The organism is Klebsiella sp. CN_Kp066, assembly GCF_040065135.1.
GTDB lineage: Bacteria > Pseudomonadota > Gammaproteobacteria > Enterobacterales > Enterobacteriaceae > Klebsiella > Klebsiella oxytoca.
This window is the reverse complement of sequence record NZ_JBEAIU010000055.1, coordinates 72,752-99,298: the sequence shown is the minus strand read 5'-3', so window position 1 is coordinate 99,298 and position 26,547 is coordinate 72,752. Positions and strand designations below refer to the sequence as shown.

Genomic DNA, 26,547 nt, shown 5'->3' with positions numbered 1-26,547 from the left:
CTCAGGCGTAGCGCAGCGGCAGGCTGACGCAAACGCGGGTGCCGTGGGTGCAGGAGATGGTTAAGGTGCCGCCCAGCGCGCTGACGCGTTCGCGCATGCCGGTGAGGCCAAAGCCCTGCTGACCGGAGCCCGGCGGCAGGCCGCAGCCGTCATCCTCCAGCACCAGCATCAGCCGCTGCTCCTGCTGCCAGCCCTGCAGCGTGACGGCGCTGGCGCTGGCGTGTTTGACAATATTATTCAGCCCCTCCTGACAAACGCGGAACAGGGTGACTCGCTGGTTTTCACTCAGCAGCGACTCATCAATACGCCACTCCAGATGGCTGACCATACCGCGATCCTCCAGCTCCATTTCGCGCATCAGCGAACGAACCGCCTGCTCAAGCGTCAGATCGTCCAGCTGGCGCGGGCGCAGGCGGCCCAGCAGGCGGCGCACCGAATCATAGACGCCGAGCGAAAGCTGTTCAATCAGCTGCCCGCTCTGCCTGACGCTGGCGCTGTTCGGCGCCAGACGCTGGACGATTCCCGCCTGGGTGCGGATGGCGGTAATGGTCTGGCCGATATCATCGTGCAGCTCGCGGGCGACCTCGCGACGTACGCTCTCTTCGGTTTCCAGCAGACGTTCCGCCAGCCGCTGGTTACGCACCAGCTCGTTTTGCAGCGACTGGTTCAGCTCGCGCAGCCGCTGAATGCCGGCGCCCAGCAACAGGCCCGTCAGGCTTTGCGCCAGCAGCGAAAGCAATAAATCCACCGGGTGTTCGTGCCAGGTCTGGCTGGCGATCAGCGCGATAGCGTTCATCAGGGTCGCGATCAGCGCGCCCTGCCAGCCGTAATGCCAGGCCAGAGCGATAATCGGCAGCGCCAGGCAGAAGGGCGTAAATCGTGAGAGCTCGGCGGGTAGCCCCAGCTGAAGCCAGAGGCTGACGCTGAACAGCAGCAGGTACCAGACAAGATGCCGCCCGCGCCAGTTCACCGGCTGCGAGACCAGCGATGGCCCCAGCGGCCGCCAGACGGTGCTGGTGAGATAGTGCCAAATCACCAGGCAAGTGGGAGCCAGCGTCAGGCCGCCGGTCAGGGTCAGCAGCAGCGCGTTCAGCCCCTCTTTACCCTCCAGCAGCCACGGCAGCGACTGAAGCAGCGCAGCGGCGATCAACGCGCCCCCCTGGCGCAGCAGGGTGAGCCAGTCGCGCTGCTGACGATAGCGCGAGATCAGCGCCACCGGCAGCAGGGTCAACAGACTTCCGGTCATCAATATTATCGGGTGCGCCAGCGCAACTTCCTGCGCCAGCCAGAGGATCAGCAGCCACTCCGCGCCCAGCAGAACCGGCCAGTAGCCGCGCGGGCACTGCAGCATCAGGCCAAGACGCAGCCCGAAGGGAAACAGCAGTACCGCAAGATCGGCACGCTCTACCAGGTGCAGGCTGATGCTCCACAGGCAAAACCACGCGGCGGAAAAGATAAAGCAACAGCCGATAACCGAGAGCAGCCGGGAGAGAAAGGCGTTCATTGCCAGCTATCGAACATGCGGCGCGCCAGCTCAACGTCGTTGCTGACGCCCAGCTTTTCCAGCAGATTGGCACGATGAACGTGCACGGTTTTTGGCGACAGGCCCAGCTCGGCGGCAATCTCCTTTACCGCCATCCCCTGCGCCAGCTTTTCCGCCACTTCGCGTTCGCGTTTGGTCAGCGGGTCCCGTCGTCCGGCCGCCAGCTTCATGGCGATATCCGGCGTCAGATAGCAGCCGCCGGCCGCCACGGTGCGGACGGCAGCGATCAGCTCATCCGGGCTGCAGCGCTTGGAGAGAAAACCGCGCGCGCCGGCGTTCAGCGCCTGCTCCACCAGCGCCGGACTGTCGTGCACCGACAGCATTACGATCGCCATTCCTTTCGGTAGCTGGCTTAACAGCTCAAGCCCGGAGATATCCGGCATCGAGATATCGCAGATGCAGACCTGCACGCCGCGGCCGGGCAGCCCCGCCAGCGCTTCGCGCCCGGAACCGAATTCTGCGACGACCTGAAAATCGGCTTCCAGCCCCAGCAGTTGGGCAAAGCCGGAGCGGACGATAAGATGATCGTCAATAAGGGCGATTGTGGTCATGGCGATTCCTGGGAGGATAAAAAACGCGCTTACCTTAACGGTATAAACGTCATCCTTCAAGCTGCCTCTGTCCCCCAGTCGCTTACCTGAGTAAGCGCCCGGGGATGCTCATACTTGCTGCCCTGATGCGGCTTGAGTGATTTTGTCTATCGCGCGCCGCGGTTCAAGCCGCGAGCGATTATTCGAAGAACACCGCAATTTTGCTGAACATGGAGGGATCGGACTGATTGCGTACCACTTTCTCAACGTCTTCCAGCTTTTCAATCTGACTAATCATCTGCCCGAGGCGCTGATCGTCGTTGACCAGTAGCCAGATGCGGCTCTGGTTGCTGTCCTGAATCGGCAGACAAAGAATGCCTTCCACGTTAAATGCGCGGCGGGCAAACAGGCCGCAAACGTGGGTCATCACGCCGGGATGGTTGCGCACGGTGAGCTGTAGAATAACGTTTTCATGAGTCGCTTGTTGCATGGCTTATTCCCCCACCATTTCAGTATTGGCCGCACCCGGCGGTACCATCGGATACACTTTTTCTTCAGCATCGATACGCACGTGGATCAGCGCCGGACCCGGGCGGTCGATAATCGCCTGCAGCGCCGCCTGCGGGTCGGCTTCGTTATTTAAATCACAGGTTTGCAGACCAAAACCGGCGGCAATCTGCATAAAGTTGACCATGCCAGGATAGGTTGCGGCGAATACGCCCTGCTTATAGAACAGGCTCTGCTGCTGATAAACCAGCCCCAGCGCTTCGTTATTCATGAGGATAATTTTCACGTCCAGCTGATTTTCCGCCGCGGTAGCCATTTCCTGAATGTTCATCATCAGGCTGCCGTCTCCGGAGAAGCAGATGACCTTGCGCTGCGGGTTAGCCAGCGCCGCGCCTACCGCGGCAGGCAGACCAAAGCCCATGGTGCCGAGGCCGCCGGAGGTCAGCCACTGGCGCGGACGGTTCAGCGGATACGCCTGCGCGACCCACATCTGGTGCTGGCCGACGTCGGTGGTCACGATTGCCTCATCGTCAACGCAGGCGGCAACGGCGTTAATCAGGCCATAGTGGGTAAGCGGGTCTTGCTCCTGCGGAATGGTGCAGGGGAACTCCCGCTGCAGATCGGCCACCAGCTGCAGCCATTCGCTGCGCGGCTGCGCCTCGACCTGCGGGATCAGCTGCGCCAGCACTTCGCCAACATCGCCCTGAATCGCCACGTGCGGCTGTTTGATTTTACCCAGCTCAGAGCGGTCGATATCAACGTGGATAATTTTCGCATTCGGGCAGAACTGCTCGGTTTTACCAATCGCCCGGTCATCAAAACGCGCCCCTAAAACAACCAATAAATCAGCCTCTTGCAAAATAAAATTGGTGCTGCGCGCGCCGTGCATCCCCAGCATGCCCAGCGACAGCGGATGCGCTTTCGGCAGCATCCCCAGCGCCATCAGGGTCTGGGTGGTCGGCAGGTTGGCTTTTTCCGCCAGTTGGCGAATGTGCTCAGGCGCGTTGATCACCCCACCGCCCAGATAGAGCACCGGACGCTGCGCGGCGTTAATCATCGTCGCCGCTTCACGCACGCTGGCGCTATCGAACATCGGAGCCGCCGTACGGGCGCCGGGTTCCGGCAGGGCATCGAGCTCAATGGTCGCGGCCTGAACATCCTTAGGAATATCTATCCACACCGGCCCTGGTCGCCCGGACTGCGCGATGCGAAACGCGTCGCTCATCACCTGCGGCAGTTCAGCGATGTTGCGTACCAGATAGTTATGTTTCGTGATGGGGATAGAGATACCGTAGGTGTCAACTTCCTGGAAGGCATCGGTGCCGATCATTGAAGCCGGAACCTGGCCGGTAATGCACACCAGCGGAATCGAATCCAGACGGGCATCGGCGATAGCGGTGATCAGGTTAGTGGCTCCCGGGCCGCTACAGGCCATACACACCGCCGGTTTGCCCTCGGTGCGCGCCATGCCCTGGGCGATAAATCCCGCGCCCTGCTCGTGACGCGCCAGAATATGGCGGATCTGAGTGCTTTGACTTAACGCATCGTAAATCGGAAGGATGGAGCCGCCCGGAATGCCGCTGACCGTAGTGATCCCCTGACGCTCCAGTAAATGAACGACTAACTGTGCGCCAGTGAAGCGCATTTTTTGTGATGTTGTGCCCGAACTTGCCATGCTCCAGTCCTTTTATTCTGGGCCGACTTACCGGGGGGCATGAAACGAAAAACCCCGCTCGGTTTGCGCCGGCGGGGTTTGGAATTCGTGTTGTTCCGGACCCTACGGCGCGTTGCCGACGACGACCACCACAGACACGACGACCACCGCGGCAGGCGCGGTTAGTAGTAGGGTCGAAGTCAGCGTGGTAGCGTTCATTAGGGACCTGTTGTCTCAAAAAAGGGAATGAATTTATACAAACACAGCTTTTGTCATTTCACAATGGATTTATTTTCAACCAGGAAAAACTGCGCGGAAGATCACATTAATTTGCGGCGGGATAAAAACAAAAAACCCCGCCGCGGCGAGGTTTTCTGCTCGGTGTTTTACGGTTGGTGGCCGCAAGCACACTGTATTACGTCAACGAAAAAAGTATACGCGATCGGGGAAGAAGGCGCAATTTTCACGACGGTTTTTGCTGATTTAGAGTATGGATCGCGTATGCAAATTTGTCCAAAAAATGCTGTTCATACATACAGTATTCATTCTATACTGAGGGGGTACGCAGGGTGAATCTGGGGCCGCACTTTTACCGGCGCAAAAAAAGTCCTGGCTGAAACGGGTGGTGCCGTCAGCGCCTTAACCCCAGAAGAGCACACTGTGTTACGTCAACAAATACCCCGAATCATTTAGCCCGCAACCCACTGGTCGCGCCTGAATGATGACGGGTATACCCTGGCTGGCAACAGGCGGCGGAAAGGTACGCCAGCCGGTTGTGCTCCTGAACCAGAGGAGACGCGTATGGGCGGAGTGGATATCGTTGTTCTGATCCTGAAACTCATGGTTGCCGTGTTGCAACTACTTGATGCAGTCCTGAAACAGTTCCGCTGATTCAGGTTCAAGTCGCACCTGAGAGGGGCGGGAAACCGCCCCTCTACAGGCTAACCTGACGGAGAAAATTATGGCCCCCTTGTTGATTGCCGCCATCACCCCGGACGAACCCGGTTTTTCGGCACTACGCGCCGAAAGCCTGACGCAAAACCTGACTATGCTGGGCCGCCTGGCGGAGAACTGGCAGAGCGAGATAAACCGCTTTAACGCGCCGGGAGAAAAGCTGCTGGGCGCTTTTGCATTTGGGCAGCTGGTCGGGGTTTGCGGGCTCAATGTCGACCCTTTTAGCCAGCAGCCGCGAGCCGGCCGCATCCGCCATTTATATATCGGCGAGCGCCACCGTCGGCAGGGGATCGGGCATCAGCTGCTGGTCTCGGTTATTACCCACTCCGGCGCCAGCTTTGATTTTCTCAACACCCATGCGCCGTCAACGGCCTGGTCGTTTTATGAAAATCTGGGATTTCGCCCGGTCTATGATGAACCGCGGGTCACCCATCGCCTGTTTTGTTCGCTCTAGCTGTCTCTGGTTGCCAAAGCGCGCCCATGTTACAGTCCAGTGACGATTTATCCCCCAGCGCCAGGCTGCAATGACCATTACCGTATTCTGTATATTGCTGTTCGCCGCCCTGCTTCACGCAAGCTGGAACGCTATCGTTAAAGCCAGCGGCGATAAAATGTACGCGGCGATTGGCGTTAGCGGCTCAGCCTCGCTCATCGCCCTGGTTTTGCTCCCTTTTGCCCCCCAGCCGACGCTGGCCAGCGTGCCGTTTCTTGCTGTCTCCTGCGCGCTACAGGTGGTGTATACGGTGCTGGTGGCGAAAACCTATCAGGTCTCGGATATGAGCCAGACCTATCCGCTGATGCGCGGAACCGCGCCGCTGCTGGTGGCGATAATCAGCGTTATCTTCCTTGGCGACCACCTCTCTCCGCTGGCGTGGCTGGGCATCGGCGTCATCTGCCTGGCGATACTGGCGATGGCGTTTAACGGCCGATCCCGTTCAAGCACCGGTATCCTATTAGCGCTGATCAACGCCTGCTTTATTGCCGGTTATACGCTGGTAGACGGAACCGGGGTGCGGCTTTCAGAAACCGCACTGGGCTATACGCTATGGACCTTTTTTATGAATGGCTTCTGTCTGCTGGGCTGGGCGATGATTGCCCGACGCCCGCAGGCCAGCCGCTATCTGCGCCAGCACTGGAAGAAAGGCCTGGTCGGCGGCGTTGGCACTATGGGTTCTTATGGCCTGGCGCTGTGGGCAATGACCCAGGCGCCGCTAGCGGTGGTCGCCGCCCTGCGCGAAACCTCAATTCTTTTTGGCGCGGTTATCGCGTTTATCCTGTTGAAAGAAAAGATGGTTCCATTACGCATCGTGGCTGCCTGCGGCATTGCCGCCGGGGCGATTCTGCTGCGGCTGTCGTAAACCACACATGGCAACATTAGTTGCCGATTGTTGTTTACAAAACCTGCCTGAACATCCCCGATAATCCCCCCTTACAGGGTTGTTCTGTCATTTTAATATGGTAGATTCCTCCATCGTTTTGCGGATGTGCCAGTCACATATTCTTTACCTTCAACTTTCTACAAAGTATTCATCGACATGAAACGGCATAAGAACTTCAATTTGTTGTTGATGCTGGTACTGCTGGTGGCCGTCGGCCAGATGGCGCAGACCATTTATATCCCGGCGATTGCCGATATGGCGGTATCGCTAAACGTGCGTGAAGGCGCGGTACAGAGCGTGATGGCCGCTTATCTGCTGACCTACGGCGTCTCGCAGCTTTTCTACGGCCCGCTCTCCGATCGCGTTGGCCGGCGTCCGGTGATCCTCGTTGGGATGTCTATTTTTATGCTGGCGACGCTGATTGCCATTACCACCCATAGTCTGCCAGTGTTGATCGCCGCCAGCGCACTGCAGGGAATGGGTACTGGCGTCGGCGGCGTGATGGCGCGTACCCTGCCGCGTGACCTGTATGAAGGCGCGCAGCTCAGGCACGCCAATAGCCTGCTGAATATGGGAATTCTGGTAAGCCCACTGCTGGCCCCGTTGATTGGCGGTATTCTTGATACCTTGTGGAACTGGCGGGCCTGCTTCGTATTCTTGCTGATTCTTTGCGCTGGCGTCACCTTCAGCATGGCGCGCTGGATGCCGGAAACCCGGCCCACCGGCGCACCGCGCACCCGTCTCATCACCAACTATAAAACGCTGTTCGGTACCGGCGCGTTCAACTGCTATCTGCTGATGCTGATCGGCGGCCTCGCGGGCATTGCCGTATTCGAAGCCTGTTCCGGGGTGCTGATGGGGGCGGTGCTGGGACTGAGCAGTATGTCGGTCAGCATTCTGTTTATTCTGCCGATTCCGGCGGCGTTCTTTGGCGCCTGGTTTGCCGGGCGGCCAAACAAACGCTTCCCGACGCTGATGTGGCAGTCGGTGATTTGCTGCCTGCTGGCGGGCGTGCTGATGTGGATACCGGGCCTGCTGGGCGTGATGACCGTCTGGACCCTGCTGGTTCCTGCTGCGCTGTTCTTCTTTGGCGCAGGAATGCTGTTTCCGCTGGCAACCAGCGGCGCGATGGAACCTTTCCCGTTCCTTGCCGGCACCGCCGGGGCGTTAGTGGGCGGATTACAAAACATCGGTTCCGGCGTGCTGGCGTGGCTGTCGGCGATGATGCCGCAAACCGGCCAGGGCAGCCTCGGCCTGCTGATGATGCTGATGGGATTGCTGATTCTGCTGTGCTGGCTGCCGCTGGCGTCGCGGTTTCATCAACATCAGCAGCCGGTTTAAGGCTTCTTGGCGGGTTCCCCGGGTCGCGACGCGGCGCGTCTTACCCGGGCGACAAAATGACGGACGCCGGTAAACCCGTAGCCCGGCGAAGCGCAGCGCAAGCCAGGAAGCGGTGGCGAATTATCAGCCCCGGCATATTTCCCGGAGGCGATGCTGCGCATCTGTCCGGGCTACCGGCCCCCAGACGGCGGTAAACCCGTAGCCCGGTCATACACACAGCGCCACCGGGATGAAACTAAGCCGGTCATCATAATTGCGCCTGGCTCTGCAGCCAGTGGATAAAAGCATCGATTTTCGGCCACTGACGGCCCGGCAGGGTCGTCACGTAGTAGTGCTGATGGCATTTCAGGGTCATCTCGCCGAACGGCGCGATCAGTTCTCCGCTCTCCAGGCGCTTTTGCACCAGCCGCTTACGCCCCATCGCCACGCCGACGTGATTCATCGCGGCAATCACCGCTAAATCCGAACGATCGAAGCCAATACCCGACGATTGCGGCAACTCGATGCCGAATGTCTGCGCCCAACTGAACCACTCATCGGTGCCGGAATCGTTACTCCAGGCCTGACGATCGTGCAACAGCGTACAGTGGCGAAGATTACCGGGATTCTGCGGTAGCTGATGCTGGCGCGCGTAGTTCGCCGTGCAGACCGGCACGATGGCCTCATCCATCAGAAAATGGTGGCTCAACTGCGATGAAGGCGCATCATCGAAGTAGATCGCCAGATCAATGCCCGCACGCTGCATATTAACGTTATCGTTGCCGGTCAGCACGGTGAGCGATATCGACGGATAGCGGCGGGTAAAATCGCCGAGCGCAGGCACCAGCCAGCACTGGGCGATGGACGGGCGCGAATACACCGTTAAGGTTCCCGACAGCTCCTGATTTTTAATATCCAGAATCTCCTGGTTTAAGCTATCCAGCGAGGACTTCAGCGCCCAGTACACCCGCTTACCTTCATGCGTCAGCTCTACCTTGCGATGCGAGCGCACAAACAGCTGGATCCCCAGCTCTTCTTCCAGCTGGTTGATACGGTGGCTCACCGCGCTCGGCGTCAGCGACAGCTCCTCCGCCGCCAGCGCAAACGACTCATGCCGGGCGGCGACTTCAAAGGTATACAGCTTCGATAGCTGCCAGCCGTTAAGCAGGCGAGTGCCTAACTCTTTTAGTGTTTCCATCTCTTACTCCTTCACTATTCCCCGCCGAGTGTAAGAAATTTTTCGCGCCAGCTGCGCGTTAAAGATGAATAAAAGTGATTCATAGCACACATAACAGACAATTTTAGAGCAAAATCACCTTTTTGATTCAATCTGGTTCATCTGAAGGGCCGTTTATATCGTTTGTCAGCAGGCGTCGTTTTTCTGTTCAATAGCGATAGATTATTCACAGGCGAGGTGGGGTATGGAATCTCAGATCTGGGTTGTGAGCACGCTGCTGATCAGCATCGTGTTGATTGTGTTAACTATCGTCAAACTGAAGTTTCACCCGTTTCTGGCGCTGCTGCTGGCCAGCTTTTTCGTCGGCGCCATGATGGGCATGAGCCCGCTGGATATGGTTAACGCCATCGAGAGCGGGATTGGCGGCACGCTGGGCTTCCTGGCGGCGGTAATTGGGCTGGGGACGATTCTCGGCAAAATGATGGAGGTCTCCGGCGCGGCTGAGCGTATCGGCCTGACGCTCCAGCGCTGCCGCTGGCTGTCCGCTGACGTCATTATGGTGCTGGTGGGCCTGATTTGCGGGATCACGCTGTTCGTTGAAGTAGGCGTGGTGCTGCTGATCCCGCTGGCGTTTTCCATTGCCAAAAAGACCAACACGTCGCTGCTCAAGCTGGCCATCCCGCTGTGTACGGCGCTGATGGCGGTACACTGCGTGGTGCCGCCGCATCCGGCGGCGCTGTTTGTCGCGAATAAGCTGGGCGCGGATATCGGGACGGTGATCGTATACGGTCTGCTGGTGGGCCTGCTGGCTTCGCTGGTCGGTGGCCCGCTGTTCCTGCGGCTGCTCGGCAACCGCCTGCCGTTTAAAGCGGTTCCGGCTGAATTTGCCAATCTCGAAGTGCGCAAAGAAGAGACCCTGCCTTCGCTTGGCGCCACCCTGTTTACCGTCCTGCTGCCGATCGGCCTGATGCTGGTAAAAACCATCGCCGAACTGAATATGACCAAAGGCGGCACGCTGTATATGCTGCTGGAGTTTATCGGTAACCCCATCACCGCCATGTTCATCGCGGTCTTTGTGGCCTATTACGTGCTGGGCATCCGTCAGAATATGGGCATGAGCATCCTGCTGACGCATACGGAAAACTGCTTCGGCTCTATCGCCAATATCCTGCTGATTATCGGCGCAGGCGGGGCCTTCAACGCCATCCTGAAGACCAGCGGTCTGGCCGATACGCTGGCGGTAATTCTGTCGAACCTCGATATGCACCCGATTCTGCTGGCCTGGCTGGTGGCGCTGATTCTGCATGCCGCAGTCGGTTCCGCCACCGTGGCAATGATGGGCGCAACCGCCATCGTCGCACCGATGCTGCCGCTCTATCCCGGCGTGAGCCCGGAAATCATCGCTATCGCCATCGGCTCCGGCGCGATTGGCTGCACTATCGTGACGGACTCCCTGTTCTGGCTGGTTAAGCAGTACTGCGGGGCAAGCCTTAACGAAACGTTCAAATACTATACCACAGCGACCTTTATCGCTTCGCTGCTTGCACTGGCCGGTACATTCCTGCTTTCTTTCATCATCTGAGCGCAAAGAGACGTAATATGAAAAACGCTGACATGACCAATTTACTCGCGCAGTTTCCTCTGCTGGAGGAACTGATAGCCCTGAAAGAAACCACCTGGTTTAACCCGTCAACGACGTCGCTGGCGGAAGGGTTACCCTACGTTGGCCTGACGACAGAAGACGTTCAGGACGCCCACGCCCGGCTCGATCGTTTTGCGCCATACCTGGCGGAAGCCTTTCCGGAAACCGCAGCCACTGGCGGTATTATCGAATCAGAACTGGTAGCCATCCCGGCAATGAAGGCCCGGCTGGAAAAAACCTTTCATCAACCGATTGGCGGCGATCTGCTGCTGAAAAAAGACAGTCACCTGCCGATTTCCGGCTCGATTAAGGCCCGCGGCGGCATTTATGAAGTGCTGACGCATGCGGAAAAACTGGCGATCGACGCGGGATTATTAAACACAACCGATGATTATCGTAAGCTGCTAACCCCCGAGTTCAGGGCCTTCTTCAGCCAGTACAGCATCGCCGTTGGCTCCACCGGCAACCTGGGAATGTCGATTGGCATTATGAGCGCACGCATCGGCTTCAAGGTGACGGTACATATGTCCGCCGACGCCAGAGCGTGGAAAAAGGCCAAACTGCGCAGCCACGGCGTAACGGTGGTGGAGTACGAAGAGGATTACGGCGTGGCGGTTGAGCAGGGACGGCAAGCCGCCGAGTCCGACCCGAACTGCTTCTTTATCGATGACGAGAACTCGCGCACCCTGTTCCTCGGCTACTCCGTGGCCGGTGAGCGGCTAAAAGCGCAGTTTGCCCGCGAAGGGCGCGTAGTGGACGCCAGTCATCCTCTGTTTGTTTACCTGCCGTGCGGCGTTGGCGGCGGCCCCGGCGGCGTGGCGTTTGGCCTGAAGCTGGCGTTTGGCGATAGCGTACACTGCTTCTTCGCCGAACCGACCCACTCCCCGTGCATGTTGCTGGGTGTCTATACCGGTCTGCATGACCAGATTTCGGTTCAGGATCTGGGGATTGATAATCTGACCGCCGCAGACGGCCTGGCGGTAGGCCGCGCCTCCGGTTTCGTGGGTCGGGCAATGGAGCGCCTGCTGGATGGGTTCTACTCTCTCGATGACCAGACCATGTACGATATGCTGGGTTGGTTAGCCGAAGAAGAAGGTATTCGCCTGGAGCCATCCGCTCTGGCCGGCATGGCCGGGCCGCAGCGGGTCTGCGCCAGCCAGGCGTATCAGCAGATGCACGGTTTCACCGCTGAGCAGATGCGCAATGCGACCCATCTGGTGTGGGCAACCGGCGGCGGCATGGTGCCGGAAGAGGAGATGGCGCAGTATCTGGCAAAAGGACGGTAAACCTGTAGCAAGGGCAATACGATGGCGACGAAGCCTCTTTCGTCGCCATTTTTTTAGCGCAGCAGATGCATAAGCTCAACCGGCGAACGGTGCTGATTGAGTAGATCGCGCAGAACGCGCATATAGGGAGCGCTCCAGCTATAAAACTGCCGGTATCCCTCACAAAGGGCATTGGAGCCATCCTCCAGACGCAGCTGCGGGCAGCCCCCACCGCATAATCTTAGCCAGGCGCAGCCAGCGCAGGCCGGCCCCGGCGGATTATTAGCATACTGCACCGACTCGCCGCGCCATGCGCGCAGCGTGGCCTCAAACAGCGGCACGACGATACGATTAGCATCTTCTTTGACCCAAATCGCGAAAACCGCGCAAAGAAAATCCCCCCACAGACGGGCGTCGGCGGGCTGCAGATGGGGAATAAACTTGATAGCCACTGCCCCCTGGGCGCTCAACTGATGGTAGACGAGCTCGGGGCGTTCACACTCCTGACGATGAATGATCACTTCATGCACGGGAATATCGCTCGCCAGAGACTGGCAGTTGCCGCAGTGCCGATCGTCACCGTAGTCAGCCTGACATCCTGTCATGTCACATCCTTAATAAACAAAATCACCTGTCGTATATGGGTTACAGCAAACAACAATGACAGGGAAAGTACTGCGAATGCGATCAAAAATTTGTCACGAACCGCCTGCGGCTGAGCAAAATCGCTTTGCTCGACGTTCATCAGATTACGGCTGCGGGTATAGCGCCAGAGGATAATGGCAACGAACGGCAATATGCCCAGCGAGATCCAGAATGGAAGCCCCGCCTGATGCCAGTGGTGCTTAATCGCCAGCGCCAGCAGCGCGCCATAGCCCAGCAGGGTTCGAAACCAGGCCAGCGACGTGCGCTCCGGCTGCAGCCCCGGATCGCTCTCACGACGCGCCCGACGATTATCCGGCATAGAGCACCAGCGCCATCACCACCACGATAACGATGGTCAACAGAATGCTGATCAGCAGCAACGTGCGGGTATAGGGCAAATCCTGCTTAAGGCGCATCGCTTTTTCGTTGCTCAGCCAGCGTAAATAGCCGTATATCGCCAGACCGCCGGCAAACAGGCACAGCAGCAGAGCGAGGATTTCGCGAATCAGCGGCGTGGCGAAATCCGGCGCCAGCTGGTCGAGGCCAACGCCACCGGCCAGAAAGCCGAGAGAAGTGCGGATCCACGCCAGAAAGGTACGTTCATTGGCCAGCGAGAAGCGGTAATCCGGTGCTTCGCCAAGGCGGGATATTTTCATCATAACTCCTTGATGGGTTCCCGATTGCGTAAAATACCGGCGATTCTACCTGAGAGCCAAAGCCGAAGGCATTAATAATCGCCCCATTTCAGAGAAAGTTCAGGCCTGACAGCCGCTTAAAGTCGGGCTATCAGGCCGATGATGGACGGCCATATCGTGCAAGTTATGGCCCAGCGGGTCCGCGTTTCTACCGGGCAATACCTGACGAGCGCTCTTTTCCCGCGCGTTGAACTCGTCAAAACTTCTGTTTTTTCTCCTCCACCTTCACGCCCCGCGTCGGCAGTCCAGTGTCATAGTCGCGCACGACCGGCGAGTAGCCGTCCTGCGGGCGCGGGCGGAAAGCGCCCATCCAGCGCGGCAGGGCATCCGGCCGCCACGGACGCAAGCTCCATTGATAAGTACGGAACGGGTCGCGGATTTTATCCATATAGTTAAGCAGCGCATCGTGCATTTGACAGCGAACGTCGGCGAAATCGGGGCGATTAATAAGATTATACAGCTCATCCGGGTCGTTTTTCCTGTCGTACAGTTCATCGCTGGTAAACAGGTTAAGCACCAGTTTATACTCATCCGTCACCCAGCAGCGCACCGGGATAAACCCGCCAAAGCTGTCATGTTCAATCTCATAGCGATTGAATTCCACCATCACCCCGCGCGACGTATCGGCGTTAAGAATATTATCCCCCGGCAGAATATCGGGCTTAGGGATACCCGCCAGCGCCATCATCGTCGGTAGCAGGTCGATATGGCTGACCGGCGCGTCGATCTGCATGGGTACGCCCTGCGGCGGGCGCATGATCAGCGGAATACGAGTGATATCGTCATACATCGCCGCGCCTTTGCTAATGAGCCTATGGGCGCCCATCATCTCGCCGTGATCGGAAGTATAAATAACCCAGGTATTGTCCCGCTGCTGTGGCGTTAAGGCGTTAATCACCCGACCAATCTGATCGTCGACAAAGTCGTTGCAGGCAAAGTAGAGCGGATGATGATAGCGCCCATCTTCACCTACCGGGGAGGGCATCGCCTGCGACCACAGGCGATGGTGTTCCGGTTTATCGGCGAGCGAGTCATGAGCCTTTGGCCCAAGATCATAATAAAAGTCCTGGTACTTGCGCAGATACTCTACCGGGCAGGTAAACGGATGGTGCGGCTCATCGTAGGAAACCACCATCAGGAACGGCTCGTCAGCGCGGGCGGGCTGGCGCAGGAAGTCGACCGCCCGGTTGCTGATGCGGTGCGCCCAGGTGAAGGTTTCATCTATCCCATGCTGCAGTAAATCTTCTACGCTGTTCAGGCCGTTACGCCACAGGCCGATCTCTTCCTCAGTCAGCTCTGCGAGGTAATTCGCGCCGTCAAACCAGTAGTCAGCGTCCCACTCGGGCGGGCACTCGCCGGTACCAAAGTAGTCGTGACCATCCAGATGCCACTTGCCGATATAGCAGGTGCGGTAACCCGCATCCTTAAAGTAGCGCCCCATGGTGGAGATATTTTTTCCCGGCGCGACGTTATTGGTCCACGGGCCGGACTGGTTGGCATAGATTCCGGTAAACAGTCCGGCACGTGCCGGGGTGCATACCGGCGAGCAGGTATAGGCGGAATTGAAGCGGATACCTTCGGCGGCCAGACAATCAATATTTTGGGTATTCAGCGGCTTACCGCTGTAACAACCCACCATATTGGTAGCCTGGGTATCGGTCATAATAAACAGGAAATTGGGGCGACTCATGATTTTTCCTTCACATCGATAGCATAGGAAGCTGGAGCGGAGCGGCGTTCCCGCCAGCTGCTGTAAATCAGATAGATAATGACCGCTGCGGTAATGGCGTAGCTCACCGCCGCCAGCCAGCGAGTGCCGTAGCCGCCAAACTCGGCGAGGCCCGCGTAAACGCCGATCATCGCGAACAGAATGCCCACCGAGGCAATTTTCACGTGCCGGTACGGCTGCATATCAACGGCAAACGCATCATGGAATGTAAACGGCGTCGCCCGCGGCTTAATGAAGCCGATAACCAGCATCACCACCACGTTGATGCAGAACGTGCAGGCGAGCACGTAGAGGAAATGGAAATCAAATTTCACCAGGTAATTAATCGTGATGTAGCTAACAATCCCCAGCCCCATCGCTACTTTGGCGGCGATCGCCGGGATACGCGGAAAGAAGAAGCCCATAATGATGATGGTTACCAGCGGCACGTTATAAATACCGTTGAGCTGCTTCATCCAGCTATACAGCCCCTGCGGCGCATTAGCGATCCACGGCGCGACAATCACCGAGATCACCGCAATAAAAAGGCCAAATTTCCGCCCAATGCGCACCAGCTGCTCCGGCTGGGCGTTTTCATTGATGATGCGCCGGTAAATTCCCATGCTGAACAGGGTACTGGCGCTGTTTAAAAAGCCGTTAAAGGTACTGATAACGGCGCCAAACAGAACGGCGCCAAAAAAACCGACCAGCGGAAGCGGCATGACCTTGTTGACCAACGTCGGATAGGCCATATCCGCGCTCGGCAGATCCTGGTAGAGATGAAAGGCAATTAAACCGGGAAGCACCAGAATCAACGGATCGAGCATCTTGAGAACCGCCGTCAGCAGCGCCCCTTTCTGCCCCTCCGCCAGGCTTTTTGACGCCAGGGTACGCTGCACTATCCCCTGATTAGTACACCAGTAGAAGGTGTTCACCAGAATCAGGCCGGTAAACGCCGCGCCAATCGGTAGGGGGTCGCTGCTGCCGCCAATAGAGTTCAGCTTCTCCGCGTGTACCGTCGTCAGCTGCTCGATACCCTGTAAAAAACTCCCCTTCCCCATCGCCATCAGGCCAAAAATCGGTACCATCAGGCCGCCAATCACCAGGCCGATTCCGTTAATGGAATCAGCGATTGCCATCGCGCGCATGCCGCCGATTACCGCGTATAAAATCCCGGCCAGACCGAGCAAAATCACCAGTAACCAGATGGCGGCGCCCTGGGTCAGGCCCAGCGATTCACCAATATGAAAAAGGCTATTCAATGCCAGCGCGCCGGAGTAAAGCACGATGGGTAAAAAGCAGATACCGGTGGCGATAAGAAAGCAGAAGTCGATAATAATGCGGGTCGTTTTATCGTACCGCTCTTCCAGAAAGTCCGGGATGGTGGCGATACCGCGCTGCAGATAGCGGGGAAGAAAGATCAGCGCCAGGAAAATCAGCGTCACCGCCGATGTCACCTCCCAGCCCATAACCGACATGCCGCTTTTGTAAGCCTGGCCCGATAATCCCACCAGCTGTTCGGTCGATAAGTTGGTTAACATCAGCGAGGCGGCGATGACCGGCGCTTTCAGCGAACGGCCGGCAAGGAAATAGCCCTGCTGCGAGCCGGTATCCGCTTTTCTTACCTTAAACCAGGTAATGATAGCCACCAGCAATGTAAACCCGACAAAGCTCAAAATTTGTATGGCATTCATCTTAAAGCCCTTATTTGTCATTATATCCCGGCGCTATCCGGTACAGAGGAATAGCGTTTTATCCAGGTAAGGCGATGATTTATATAAAACGAGATGCAATGTATCCCTGCAAGGCTATTTCTTGCTAAATTCACCTCATCAGGTTGCAGGCATCATTGGCCGATGGGAAATTAAAATGAATGGAAAAATACAGATTTCGCATGTAAAAAACGAAACTACGTATAACATTCCGTTAGTTCTGGAAGAAAATGTGATCTCAAGCGGGATTTCACTGCTCTCGCTATGGCATACCCTGGCCGATGAAAGCTACCGGGTCAGCTGGCCGCGCGATAAAAAGAAACCGCTTATCGCCAACTCGTGGGTGGCGATATATACGCTCCAGGGATGTGGTAAAATATATCTCAGAGACCACACTGAAATAACCTTAAACGGTAACTGCGTCATATTCTTAAAACCCATCGAGATCAAATCCTATCACTGCGCCGGATTGGTCTGGGAACAATACTGGATGGAATTTATTCCTACTACGCTGATGCCTATTCCGGTATTACAAATCGGTACTATTTATCACGCCGATATTTTTAATAAGGAACTCAATGAAGTGGCCTTATTGATTGCTGACCGCGATCCGCTAAAGAATAATCTGGCCGTCGCCTACCTCACGAAAATCATTTATCAATGGATTTGCCTGATCGCCGAAAATGGCAAAAAAGATCGTCAACTGCAAAAGCTGGAAAAACTGATTGCCGCTCTACACGCTAATCCGCAAAAGCGCTGGAGCGTAGCCGATATGGCTGATGCTATGCAGTGCAGCGAACCCTGGCTGCGGCGCCTCTTTTTGCGTCATACCGGCAAAACGCCAAAGGAGTATTACCTTAACGCCCAGCTTGAGCTGGCGCAGTCGCTATTAAAGCAGGAGGGGAATACGGTGGGTAAGGTGGCGGAGATGCTGAACTTCTTCGACTCCTTTCATTTTAGCAAGGCGTTTAAACGCCGCTTCGGCTATGCGCCCTCAGCGGTACTAAAAATGAATGACCGGCACCCTATGGATGCCGGTCAGCAGGATTAATGCAGTTCCGGCCAGTACTCTTTATTGGCCGCGATCAGGTCATCAAGAATCGCTTTGGCGACCGATGCGCTCGGCACGGTTTTCGACAGCGCAATCGCCTGCCATAGCTTATGGTAAGAACGCTGTTCCCAGGCATCCACCACCAGTTTTTCCACCGCGACCTGCTGGCTCATCATCCCTTTCTGGAAGTGCGGAATATCGCCAACCGTCAGCGGCTCCGGTCCGTTGTGGCCAACCAGGCACGGAATTTCCACCATCGCATCGGCATCGAAGTTATGAATCGCGCCGTTGTTCGGCACAATCAGCAGCATGCGTTCCTGGGTATTAAAAGCAATTGCCGCCGCCAGATCGACGATATAGGAAGCATGTTCGTCAATTTCCAGATCCCCCGCGGATGAGTTACCGGCCTCAATAATGGCCCGGCAGGCGCTAAAGACGTTTTTCTCGCGATGATCCATCACCTCGTTGGCGCGGGTACGTTCCGGGTTAGAGTGCGCCACGACGTAGTCCGGGAACAAATAATACTTGAGGTAAGTATTGGGCATCGTATCCGGATCCAGCGCCTGCACGTCCTTCGCCTTGGCGAAGGTATCGTTCCAGCTGGCCTCGGTATGCGGGTCGTTTGACGGCGGCACATAGCCGAATTTCGCCACATGTTCGCGTAGTTTCGGCATCAGATCGTTGCCCTGTAAATCTTCAATCGAGGTCCACCAGCCGAAGTGATTCAGACCGTAGTAGCGCACGCGCATCTGTTTGCGGTCCTTAAGACCCACGATTTGCGCCATGCGCCCTTCGATACCGATCGGCATATCGCAGATGTTGAGAATTTTAGCGTTCGGACGCAGGCGACGGGTCGCTTCCGCCACAATTGCCGCCGGGTTGGAGTAGTTCAGCATCCAGGCGTTTGGCGAATATTTTTCCATATAGTCCACCAGTTCCAGAACGCCGCCGATGGAGCGCATACCGTAGGCGATACCGCCAGGACCGCAGGTTTCCTGCCCCAGCACACCGTGACGCAGCGGAATTTTTTCATCTTTTTCACGCATCGGATATTTGCCCACGCGGATATGCGCCATCACGAAATCAACGTCGGTAAAGGCCGCCTGCGGGTCAGTGGTGTAGCTGAACGCGATATCCGGCGCCTGCTCTTTGAGAATGACTTTGCACGCCTCGGCGATGGTCTCCTGACGCGCGCCGTCGTTGTCGTAAAATTTCAACGACCGCAGCGGGAAGCGATCCTGGTTCGCTAACAGCATCAGCACGATGCCCGGGGTGAAGGTACTGCCGCCGCCTGCGATAACAACTGAGAATTTTTTCATGATACTGCCTCCGTCATGGTGGTTTGTTCGGTCTGTAGAGAATCTTTTATCAGGGTTTCCAGCTGGTCGCGGACCTGAGGAACGTGCAGGCCGACGATGACCTGAATTGCGTTGCCGCGGCGGACTACGCCGTGGGCGCCCAGCGCTTTAAAGACGTCGTCGCTTTGGGTCTTCGCCATATCGACCAGCGCAATGCGCAGCCGGGTGGCGCAGTTATTGATGCTCTCGATGTTGCCCGCTCCGCCCAGCGCCTGCAGGAAGCCGGCGGCCTGGCCCAGTTTGGTATCTGTAGCCCCCGCAACGCTGGTTTTGCCGCGCGCGGCCTGGTAATCCGCTTTGCTGTAGAGCTTAATTTCACTCTCTTCACGGCCCGGCGTTTTCAGGTTCAGGCGCAGAATCAGAGTGCGGAAGATAACGAAGTAGATCGCGGTGAAGCATGCGCCAACGCCTATCTGGATAAACATCATCGACGCGTGGTTGTGGAACATCGGGATCCAGTTTTGCGGCAGGAACTGGTCGAGCAGGCCGCCGCCAAAGTTGCCTACCACGCCGCAGATATACATCACCGTCGCCATAGTGGCCGCCAGCACCGCATGGACGGCAAACAGCAGCGGCGAGATAAACAGGAAGGTGAACTCTAACGGCTCGGTTATTCCCACCAGTACGGCGGTCAAGGTGGCAGGAATCAGCAGACCGGCGACTTTCACGCGGTTTTCCGGTGCTGCGGTGTAGTAGAGCGCCAGCGCGATCCCCACGGAACCAAAGACCTTCGAGTTACCGTGCAGCGCGAATCCGCCTTCCGGGAACAGGGTTTTCAGCGCCTCGGTACTCTGGCTGAATTCATGTAAATGCTGCGCCCAGTAAACCTGAATACCGCTTTCCACTACCGCCGGGCCGAAAATAAACGGTCCGTAGACGAAGTGGTGTAAACCGGTCGGGATCAGGATACGTTCAAGGAAGATATAGACCCAGACGCCCAGCGCCCCGGCCGAGCGTAAAAAGGCCTGCAGGGATTCGATACCCATCTGCACTTTTGGCCATCCCAACAGCGTCAGCCAGGCGCAGGGAATCATCGCCAGGAAGGCGACAATCACCACAAACGAGGAGCCCTGGAAAATCCCCAGAAACACCGGCAGCGGTTTATCGAAGTAGCGGTTATGCAGGGCGGTCACCAGCCCGGAGATAACGATCGCGCCAATAATGCTGGTATCGAGCGTTTTTATCCCGGCCATCATCGTCAGGCCGCTGCCTGCCGTTGGTTCAACGGAGAAGTCGACGCCGAAGAAGTGGCCCCAGGTCATCCCCATGGCGTTGATGAAATAGTTCCAGGTCATGAAGCTGACCAGTACCGCCAGACAAGCCCGGCCCTGAGCTTGTTTCGCCAGGCCGATCGGCAAACCGACGGCAAAAATCAGCGGCATATTACGAAAGACGGTCCAGCCGCCCTCTTCAATGATGTAAACGATCTGAGCAAACAAACTATCGGGGGCTGTGAGCGCTTCGCCGACGAACATCGGGTTACGCAACATAATGGCGATACCCACCACGATCCCGGCGAAAGGAAAGAGTAAAACCGGGGTAAACATGGCGCCGCCAAAGCGTTGTATTTGACTGAGCATTTGAAAATCCTCATGTAACAACTTATAGGGTGAGTGGCCTTATTGATACCCGGCATGCTCCACGAACAATGGTGAATAATTCAGGGTAACTATTGGTACTGGCCTGGGACGAGAATAGAAATTTGCCCGAGCGGCAACATGCGGCGCCGTTGCGATTCGTGATCGCTTTCATGGTTTTAATTACATCAATGTTGTCTACTTTCTTATAAAAAATTAGACATGATGAATTATGGCGTTTACATCAGCCTGATTAATATTTTCTCTTCCTGATTATTAACTTGTTTTTTATAGATAATTTTTTACCTGACATAAATGGTGACAACATTAATAGAGGTCTACTGGTGATCTACAAATCTATCGCCGACAGATTACGTTTACGGCTTAATTCTTCCGATTTCGAGGTCGGCAGCCCACTTCCCGGGGAAAAAAAGCTGGCGGAAGAGTTCGGCGTTGCGCGCATGACCATCCGCAAAGCCATCGATCTGCTGGTCAGTTGGGGACTGGTGGTGCGTCGGCACGGCTCCGGCACCTATGTCGCCCGCAAAGACCTGCATCATGAAACCAGCAATCTAACCGGACTGGCCGAAGTGCTGCGCAAGCAGGGCAAAGAGGTGGTCAGCCGGGTATTGGTTTTTGAGGTGATGCCCGCGCCCCCGGCTATCGCCAGCCTGCTGCGGATACAAATTGATGAACGGATCTACTTCTCGCGCCGGGTACGCTATGTCGATGGCAAGCCGCTAATGCTGGAGGATAGCTATATGCCGGTAAAGTTGTTTCGCAATCTGTCGCTGGTGCACCTGGAGGGATCGAAGTTCGATTACATTGAGAAGGAGTGCGGAATAACCATTAGCGGTAACTATGAAACGCTGTCGCCGGTGCTGGCGGACAGGCAGCTGGCGCAGTCGATGAACGTGCCGGAACAGACGCCGCTGCTGCGTATAACCTCCCTTTCCTACAGCGACAGCGGCGAATTTCTTAACTACTCGGTGATGTTCCGTAACGCCAGCGAATATCAGGTGGACTACCATCTGCGGCGCGTCCAGACGGAGCACCCGTTAGCCTATCCCCCAGAACAGCACCGCCAGTAGCTGCGGGGTAATAATACGTAAGAACATAACCAGCGGATAAACGGTCGCGTAGGAGAGCGCCGCCGCGCCGCTGGTGGCATGCAGGTTATTGGCAAACGCCAGCGCCGGAGGGTCGGTCATTGAGCCGGCCAGCATCCCGCACAGGGTCAGGTAGTTCATCTTCGCCAGGATGCGCGCCAGAATACCCACCGTCAGCAGCGGTATCGCGGTGATAAAGATGCCGTAGACAATCCAGCTCATCCCGTCGCCTTCAATCAGCGTTGCGACAAAATCGCCGCCGGATTTCAGGCCAACCACCGCGAGGAACAGCACAATGCCCAGTTCGCGCAGCGCAAGGTTGGCGCTGGGCGGCATAAACCAGTACAGCTTACCGATGCTGCCGATACGTCCGAGGATCAGGGCCATAATCAGCGGCCCGCCTGCCAGACCCAGCTTCAGCGCCGCCGGGAATCCCGGAATAAACAGCGGAATGGAGCCCAGCAGCACGCCCAGGCCGATGCCGATAAATACCGGCAGCATCTGCACCTGCTGCAGTTTTTGCTGGGCGTTGCCCAGCTCGGCGGCTACCGCATCAATCGCCTCCGGGCGGCCGACGAGGTTAAGAATATCGCCGAACTGCAGGCTGGCATGGCTGCTGGCGACCAGTTCAACCCCGGCGCGATTGAGCCGCGAGATCACCACATCATAGCGCTGCTTAAAGTGCAGATCGCGAATGCGTTTACCCAATACTTTTTCGTTGGTCACCACCACGCGCTCGACTTTCAGATCGGTACCGCGAGTGGAGAGCGAAGTGGAAACTTCCTTGCCAATCACCAGCTGAGCGTTGTGCAAATCCTCCGGTCGCCCGACCAGGTGCAGCAGGTCCCCAAGCTGAATCAGGGTATTCGGCGCGGGCACCATCAGCATCTCCTCGCGCTTGAGACGCGAGCAGATCAGCTTGTCGCTGTTAAGCATCGGCACATCCTGAATCGCCATATTGTTCAGGTTGGGGTTTTCAACCCGCACGTTGATGGTCTGGAGATGCGCATGGCCATTGCCGCTGTTTTCATCAAATTGCTGAGCCTCTTTCTCAACGTTGATGCGGAAGAACAGCCGGACCAGCCACATGGTCAGCAAAATGCCGCAAATACCGAATGGATAGGCCATGGCGTAGCTCATACCCATCTGATCGACGGTATCAAGCGGCACGCCAAGGTCGCGCAGGATCTGCTGCCCGGCCCCCAGCGCAGGCGTGTTGGTTACCGCACCGGAAAAGATCCCGAGCACCACGGGGAGAGGGATATCAAACAGTTTATGCAGGACCGCGGTAACCAGACCGCCGAGAATCACAATCAGAATGGCGAACAGGTTAAGCCGCAGGCCAGAGACGCGCAGCGAAGCGAAGAAGCCCGGCCCCACCTGGATCCCGATGGTGTACACGAAGAGGATCAGGCCGAATTCCTGAATAAAGTGCAGCATGGGGCTACTGAGCGTAATGCCCGCCTGGTCTACAAAGTGGCCGACGATAATACCGCCAAACAGCACGCCTCCGATACCGAAGCCGACACCGCGCACTTTTACATTGCCGATCCACAATCCGACTACCGCCACCAGCGCCAATACGCTAACGGTCAATGCTATATCACTCATCGTCTCTTCCCTGTGTATAACATTACGCACAATGAGGATTATGACCGGTAGTCACCAGGCTGTATGCCGCCTGGCGCACAATAATCACGGGATCAGCCAACGACCACTTTGTTGAACGCAACAAGAAAGGACAAAGTAATGTGTATCACGCACAAAAAAGCCCCGAAAATCGGGGCCTGATAAGTGATTCGCTTAATTAGCTCTGTAACGCAGGGCGCTCGCTGATGGCGATGCGCTGCGGGGCGATCTGTTCCGGCTCGTTGCGGGTCAAATCGATATGCAGCAGGCCGTTGGTAAAGGTTGCCCCGGAGACTTCCATATTTTCGGCGAGCGTGAAGCTCAGGCTAAATGCCTGGTTAACCAGCCCCTGGTGCAGCCATTTGGTCTCTTTTTCCGGCTGCTGCGGCGCGCCTTTTACCGTCAGGCGCGTGCCTTCAAGCTGGATATCCAAATCTTCCTGACGGAAACCGGCCAGCGCAAGGGTAATGCGATAGTGGTTATCGTCACTTTTTTCAATGTTATAAGGCGGGAAGCTCTGGCTTTCACCGGCGGTTTGCAGCGCGTTGGCCAGTTTGTCAAAACCGATCCATTGACGCAGAAGCGGGGATAAATCGTAGTTACGCATAGTCTTTCTCCTTCTAAGAAGCGAGTGGATGTTTGCAAATCCTGCGGATTCGCCTTTGCCCCCTGACGGCAGGCACTGTTTTCAGCAATACCGGGCCGCCTTCGCGGCCCATCAAATTAGTTGATTTCGATACGGCGCGGTTTATTCGCTTCAGGAATAACGCGCTCAAGGTCGATATACAGCAGACCGTTTACCAGGTTAGCACCGCGAATATGAATATTTTCTGCGAGCTGGAATTTACGCTCAAAGTTGCGCTCAGCGATGCCCTGATACAGGTAGGTACGCTCTTTCTGCTCGCCGGCATGGGCGCCTTTTACAATAAGCAGATTATCCTGGGCGGTAATTTCCAGTTCGCTCTCGGCAAAACCGGCAACGGCAATCGCGATGCGGTAGTTGTTCTCGTCTACTAACTCAACGTTGTACGGAGGGTAGCCGCCATTGCTCTGGCTTTGATTATTTTCTAACAGATTGAAAAGGCGGTCGAAACCAATAGCAGAACGATACAGCGGGGAGAGATCGAAATTACGCATAATACATAGCTCCTGAAATCAGCGAGAATTATCTGACCTTCCATCATGGACAGGCCGTTATTACCCGGAATACCCATTCGGCGTATTCTCAGGGAGACACATTCCTAAAATGGGTATATCCATGGTCTTTTCAAGGGGAAAAAGGCAAATTTTTTTGCAGTTTGCAGTCTATTGCTTAGACTGGAGTGACAGCACAAAAGGCAAAGTGCGACGCCTGCCACAGTGCGGCGCAATGGCACTATGCATCCATGGAATGGCCCGATATAACCGATAGGTACGCCATTCTTCAGACTGCTTCCCAGCTGGCCGCATTCTGAATGAGGTTGTACTTCGAAGGTTCTATCAACGCCCGTAACGATGACGGAAGAATGATGAAAAACGGTCTTTTAAAGCTGGTCCTGTTCGGCGGGATAATAAGTTTGGGCGGTTGCTCCAGCGTGATGTCACATACTGGCGGCAAGGAAGGAACCTATCCTGGAACGCGCGCCAGCGCGCAGATGCTCGGGGATAGCAACGCAAACTGGGGCACGAAATCGCTGGTGGCGTTGGATATGCCGCTCACGGCGGTCATGGACACGCTGCTGCTGCCGTGGGATATGTTCCGTACCGACAGTTCGGTGAAATCGCGCGTGGAAAAGAGCGAGGAAGAGACGCTGGCGACCAATTCCGTGATCCCGCCAGCGCGGATGCCAACCCCCTGATTTAGCGCGCCGTTTCGGTTACCCAGAGCTGGCGGTAACCGTCCACCTCCTCCATCCAGGCAAGCTGTTTGCCGTCTGGCGAAAAGACGATCGCATCGGCCGATGGCAGATGGGCATGCTCATCGGTCAAAAAGTCGATTTCCCCGTTCTGCGCGTCACAGATCGCGATGCGGTTTTCCAGCACAAAGCCCAGCCATTTTCCTGAGGGATGCCAGTTAAACGCCGACTGGATATCGGAGCGGTTGTGGGTCAACTGCCGCAGCCCGTCCCCCCACGCCGAAATGAGCCACATTTGCACCACGCCAGCCTCATCACGCATCAGAAAAGCGATGTCCGTTGCCGACGGATTGGCGCGTACCCAATGGCGGGGCGTAGTCACCAGCCCTGGATAACGGCGTTGGTGGGTAAACGTTAAGCGACGCTGAACAACGCCGGCAGGAGGCGCCGGCATCGTGGTTTGCGTTCCTGCCAGCGGCGCATCGCCCACTTGCTTCCAGCCCCGTTCGCTCTCCGGCAGTTCGACAATAAACAGCTCCGGCACTTTGTCGCCATTTATCGCCAGCGTATCGCCAATAAACGCCAGCGCCCCGTTGCCTACCCATCCCTCTTCATAGGCGCGATTAATCTCGTCGCTGCCCGGCGCCGGGGTTGGCGTTGTACGGCTGACCAGCACGCTCCAGTGGCTGCCGCCGTATTCACGTGGATGATCGCCACGCGGTACTACCGGGCCATAGGGAACCGCCACGCCAACGTTGCGCAAATCCAGCGCCGGATCGCGTTCATGCAGCACGTGGTCGTTATAGGTAAAGCTGACAAATTCACCGTTCGGACTGAAAACATGCACATGACTGCCGCCGCGCAGCGCGCCGGGAGTATAGGGAGCGGTAATATCCATCGCATCCAGGTTGTGGGTTTCTCCCTGGTACGTCACCACGCCGCGACGATGGTGGAAATCGTAATGCCAGCCCTCGTCAGGGTTTTCCGGGCCGTGGATGAAGACATATTTATCTACCGATGGATGAACGGTCACCACGCCAACGTATGCGCCTTGCCCGGCACGGTAGAGGATCTCAACGTCTCCCGTATCGACGTTCACCCGCTCGATGGTTTCGCCGGTAAAGGAAGCGCCAGAAGGGCGAACGTCAAAGACCAGCCAGCGGCTGTCTGCCGTCCAGGTGCGAGTGTTGGTCAACTGATGATGACGGGGAGCAAAGGTGACTTGTTTCATAAACATACCCTGATGCGAGACTTTCG

The 26,547-nt window shown here is 56.7% G+C and carries 26 protein-coding genes and 1 other annotated feature; of the genes, 9 read left to right on the top strand and 17 right to left on the bottom strand.

The features are described from left to right. Position 1: 1 nt before the first annotated feature. From uhpB to ivbL, 5 genes are all read right to left on the bottom strand, one after another. Entirely contained in the window at positions 2-1,483 is a 1,482-nt protein-coding gene (gene uhpB / locus ABLV75_RS22525; protein ID WP_160887321.1) for a signal transduction histidine-protein kinase/phosphatase UhpB, read from the bottom strand. Between the two features lie 17 nt (positions 1,484-1,500). After that, positions 1,501-2,094, bottom strand: coding sequence for a transcriptional regulator UhpA (gene uhpA / locus ABLV75_RS22520; RefSeq protein ID WP_004107112.1), 594 nt, complete (start codon positions 2,092-2,094; stop codon positions 1,501-1,503). Between the two features lie 178 nt (positions 2,095-2,272). Further along, on the bottom strand, positions 2,273-2,563 hold the full coding sequence (gene ilvN, locus ABLV75_RS22515) for an acetolactate synthase small subunit (protein ID WP_004107116.1): 291 nt from the start codon (positions 2,561-2,563) through the stop codon (positions 2,273-2,275). A 3-nt stretch (positions 2,564-2,566) separates the two neighbouring features. Next, positions 2,567-4,255, bottom strand: a complete 1,689-nt coding sequence (gene ilvB / locus ABLV75_RS22510; protein ID WP_004107119.1) for an acetolactate synthase large subunit — start codon at positions 4,253-4,255, stop codon at positions 2,567-2,569. 102 nt (positions 4,256-4,357) lie between these two features. Continuing rightward, positions 4,358-4,453, bottom strand: coding sequence for an ilvB operon leader peptide IvbL (ivbL, locus tag ABLV75_RS22505; protein WP_004107123.1), 96 nt, complete (start codon positions 4,451-4,453; stop codon positions 4,358-4,360). A 582-nt stretch (positions 4,454-5,035) separates the two neighbouring features. Here ivbL and tisB point away from each other — a divergent pair. From tisB to emrD, 4 genes are all read left to right on the top strand, one after another. Next, on the top strand, positions 5,036-5,125 hold the full coding sequence (gene tisB, locus ABLV75_RS22500; protein ID WP_004107126.1) for a type I toxin-antitoxin system toxin TisB: 90 nt from the start codon (positions 5,036-5,038) through the stop codon (positions 5,123-5,125). 70 nt (positions 5,126-5,195) lie between these two features. Next, positions 5,196-5,642, top strand: coding sequence for a GNAT family N-acetyltransferase (locus ABLV75_RS22495; protein WP_004107128.1), 447 nt, complete (start codon positions 5,196-5,198; stop codon positions 5,640-5,642). A 70-nt stretch (positions 5,643-5,712) separates the two neighbouring features. Then, positions 5,713-6,546, top strand: coding sequence for a DMT family transporter (locus ABLV75_RS22490; RefSeq protein WP_004107130.1), 834 nt, complete (start codon positions 5,713-5,715; stop codon positions 6,544-6,546). 177 nt (positions 6,547-6,723) lie between these two features. Further along, the gene (gene emrD / locus ABLV75_RS22485; protein WP_004107131.1) at positions 6,724-7,908 is read left to right on the top strand and encodes a multidrug efflux MFS transporter EmrD; all 1,185 of its coding nucleotides are present in this window, start codon (positions 6,724-6,726) and stop codon (positions 7,906-7,908) included. A gap of 247 nt (positions 7,909-8,155) precedes the next feature. Here the strand turns inward: emrD and dsdC are convergent, their stop codons facing one another. Further along, entirely contained in the window at positions 8,156-9,085 is a 930-nt protein-coding gene (dsdC, locus tag ABLV75_RS22480) for a DNA-binding transcriptional regulator DsdC (RefSeq protein ID WP_004107132.1), read from the bottom strand. Positions 9,086-9,308: 223 nt separating this feature from the next. Here dsdC and dsdX point away from each other — a divergent pair, with 223 nt between their 5' ends. Both dsdX and dsdA read left to right on the top strand, forming a co-directional pair. Next, positions 9,309-10,646 carry a D-serine transporter DsdX gene (gene dsdX, locus ABLV75_RS22475; protein WP_004107133.1) on the top strand — a complete coding sequence of 446 codons (1,338 nt, stop codon included), beginning with the start codon at positions 9,309-9,311 and terminating at the stop codon, positions 10,644-10,646. Positions 10,647-10,663: 17 nt separating this feature from the next. Then, complete coding sequence (gene dsdA, locus ABLV75_RS22470; protein ID WP_004107134.1) at positions 10,664-11,992, top strand: D-serine ammonia-lyase; 1,329 nt, start codon at positions 10,664-10,666, stop codon at positions 11,990-11,992. A gap of 53 nt (positions 11,993-12,045) precedes the next feature. On the opposite strand, the gene ABLV75_RS22465 is transcribed toward dsdA, so the two are convergent. The 5 genes from ABLV75_RS22465 to ABLV75_RS22445 all read right to left on the bottom strand — a co-directional run bounded on the left by ABLV75_RS22465 (position 12,046) and on the right by ABLV75_RS22445 (position 16,713). After that, complete coding sequence (locus ABLV75_RS22465) at positions 12,046-12,576, bottom strand: hypothetical protein (protein WP_004107135.1); 531 nt, start codon at positions 12,574-12,576, stop codon at positions 12,046-12,048. After that, positions 12,573-12,935 carry a DUF202 domain-containing protein gene (locus ABLV75_RS22460; protein WP_004107142.1) on the bottom strand — a complete coding sequence of 121 codons (363 nt, stop codon included), beginning with the start codon at positions 12,933-12,935 and terminating at the stop codon, positions 12,573-12,575. The genes ABLV75_RS22465 and ABLV75_RS22460 overlap by 4 nt, the downstream gene beginning before the upstream one ends. Further along, positions 12,925-13,272: a DUF202 domain-containing protein gene (locus ABLV75_RS22455; protein ID WP_004107145.1), complete on the bottom strand. Its 348-nt coding sequence runs from the start codon at positions 13,270-13,272 to the stop codon at positions 12,925-12,927. Before ABLV75_RS22455 ends, ABLV75_RS22460 begins: the two co-directional genes overlap by 11 nt. Positions 13,273-13,507: 235 nt before the next feature. Then, positions 13,508-15,001, bottom strand: coding sequence for a sulfatase-like hydrolase/transferase (locus tag ABLV75_RS22450; RefSeq protein ID WP_004107147.1), 1,494 nt, complete (start codon positions 14,999-15,001; stop codon positions 13,508-13,510). Next, positions 14,998-16,713 carry a solute:sodium symporter family transporter gene (locus tag ABLV75_RS22445; RefSeq protein WP_004107149.1) on the bottom strand — a complete coding sequence of 572 codons (1,716 nt, stop codon included), beginning with the start codon at positions 16,711-16,713 and terminating at the stop codon, positions 14,998-15,000. The genes ABLV75_RS22450 and ABLV75_RS22445 overlap by 4 nt, the downstream gene beginning before the upstream one ends. Positions 16,714-16,888: 175 nt before the next feature. Here ABLV75_RS22445 and ABLV75_RS22440 point away from each other — a divergent pair, with 175 nt between their 5' ends. Beyond that, positions 16,889-17,782 carry a helix-turn-helix transcriptional regulator gene (locus ABLV75_RS22440; protein ID WP_004107151.1) on the top strand — a complete coding sequence of 298 codons (894 nt, stop codon included), beginning with the start codon at positions 16,889-16,891 and terminating at the stop codon, positions 17,780-17,782. Here ABLV75_RS22440 and ABLV75_RS22435 read toward each other — a convergent pair. Continuing rightward, positions 17,779-19,101: a 6-phospho-alpha-glucosidase gene (locus tag ABLV75_RS22435; RefSeq protein ID WP_004107159.1), complete on the bottom strand. Its 1,323-nt coding sequence runs from the start codon at positions 19,099-19,101 to the stop codon at positions 17,779-17,781. The two genes, ABLV75_RS22440 and ABLV75_RS22435, sit on opposite strands and share 4 nt — an antisense overlap. Then, positions 19,098-20,720, bottom strand: coding sequence for an alpha-glucoside-specific PTS transporter subunit IIBC (locus ABLV75_RS22430; RefSeq protein ID WP_004107161.1), 1,623 nt, complete (start codon positions 20,718-20,720; stop codon positions 19,098-19,100). Before ABLV75_RS22430 ends, ABLV75_RS22435 begins: the two co-directional genes overlap by 4 nt. Before the next feature lie 341 nt (positions 20,721-21,061). Here ABLV75_RS22430 and ABLV75_RS22425 point away from each other — a divergent pair, with 341 nt between their 5' ends. Further along, entirely contained in the window at positions 21,062-21,808 is a 747-nt protein-coding gene (locus tag ABLV75_RS22425) for a GntR family transcriptional regulator (RefSeq protein WP_004107162.1), read from the top strand. On the opposite strand, the gene ABLV75_RS22420 is transcribed toward ABLV75_RS22425, so the two are convergent. From ABLV75_RS22420 to ibpA, 3 genes are all read right to left on the bottom strand, one after another. After that, the gene (locus ABLV75_RS22420; RefSeq protein WP_004107165.1) at positions 21,776-23,437 is read right to left on the bottom strand and encodes a putative transporter; all 1,662 of its coding nucleotides are present in this window, start codon (positions 23,435-23,437) and stop codon (positions 21,776-21,778) included. The genes ABLV75_RS22425 and ABLV75_RS22420 overlap by 33 nt on opposite strands. A gap of 196 nt (positions 23,438-23,633) precedes the next feature. Next, positions 23,634-24,062: a small heat shock chaperone IbpB gene (ibpB, locus tag ABLV75_RS22415; RefSeq protein WP_004107167.1), complete on the bottom strand. Its 429-nt coding sequence runs from the start codon at positions 24,060-24,062 to the stop codon at positions 23,634-23,636. 116 nt (positions 24,063-24,178) lie between these two features. Beyond that, a complete protein-coding gene (gene ibpA / locus ABLV75_RS22410) occupies positions 24,179-24,592 on the bottom strand; it encodes a small heat shock chaperone IbpA (RefSeq protein WP_004107169.1) in 414 nt (137 codons plus the stop codon). Further along, positions 24,586-24,660, bottom strand: a sequence feature (ROSE (Repression Of Heat Shock gene Expression) occurs in the 5'-region of heat shock genes and acts as an RNA thermometer to modulate expression.). Its footprint overlaps the gene before it by 7 nt. Positions 24,661-24,963: 303 nt before the next feature. On the opposite strand from ibpA, the gene ABLV75_RS22405 reads away from it, so the two are divergent. Beyond that, on the top strand, positions 24,964-25,293 hold the full coding sequence (locus ABLV75_RS22405) for a YceK/YidQ family lipoprotein (RefSeq protein ID WP_004107171.1): 330 nt from the start codon (positions 24,964-24,966) through the stop codon (positions 25,291-25,293). Between the two features lies 1 nt (position 25,294). Here ABLV75_RS22405 and ABLV75_RS22400 read toward each other — a convergent pair whose 3' ends face one another. Next, entirely contained in the window at positions 25,295-26,521 is a 1,227-nt protein-coding gene (locus ABLV75_RS22400) for a DUF3748 domain-containing protein (protein ID WP_004107173.1), read from the bottom strand. Positions 26,522-26,547: the final 26 nt, after the last annotated feature.